Source organism: Streptomyces sp. GC420, from assembly GCF_009916105.1.
Classification (GTDB): Bacteria; Actinomycetota; Actinomycetes; order Streptomycetales; family Streptomycetaceae; genus Streptomyces.
Genome location: NZ_JAAAXQ010000832.1, coordinates 1 through 523, shown reverse-complemented (window position 1 = coordinate 523; position 523 = coordinate 1). Strand labels below are relative to the sequence as shown.

Sequence of the window (523 nt, the reverse complement as noted above, 5' to 3'; positions counted from 1 at the left end):
GGTCATCCCGGTCACGCCCCGGCGGCCGGAGCCGTCCAGCCCTGCGGCGGCACCGGGGGCAGCTCCTCACGGTCCATCGCCCCCCGCCGGCGGATCCTGTTCAGCACCCAGACATTGCCGAGGTGCAGCACGCCGAGCACCAGCAGCACCACGCCGAGCTGCTCCGACAGCGCCTCGAACACGCCCCTGGTGTCCGCCACCGGGTCCCCGACCTTCAGATACAGCGCGACGAAGCCGAGGTTGACCAGATAGAAGCCGACCACCAGCAGGTGGTTCACGGCGTCCGCGAGTTTCTCGTTCCCGCGCAGTACGTCCGCGAGGAAGATCTGGCCGTTCCTGCTGAGGGTGCGCGCCACCCAGACGGTCAGTCCGATGCTGACGGACAGATAGACGATGTACGTGACCACAGTGAGGTCCATTCCCCACCCCTTCCGGAACGCTTCTTGAACGTGTTCAAAAAGCTGTTGTCGTGGACTGTAGACCTGTTTTTGAACATGTTCAAGTCGTTGCTGCTGGCCTGGGG

General features: G+C 64.6%; 1 protein-coding gene. It reads right to left on the bottom strand.

Features of this window, described 5'->3' with window-relative positions:
* Nucleotides 1-11: 11 nt before the first annotated feature.
* A complete protein-coding gene (locus GUY61_RS38860) occupies nucleotides 12-419 on the bottom strand; it encodes a hypothetical protein (protein WP_166634968.1) in 408 nt (135 codons plus the stop codon).
* Nucleotides 420-523 lie beyond the last annotated feature (104 nt).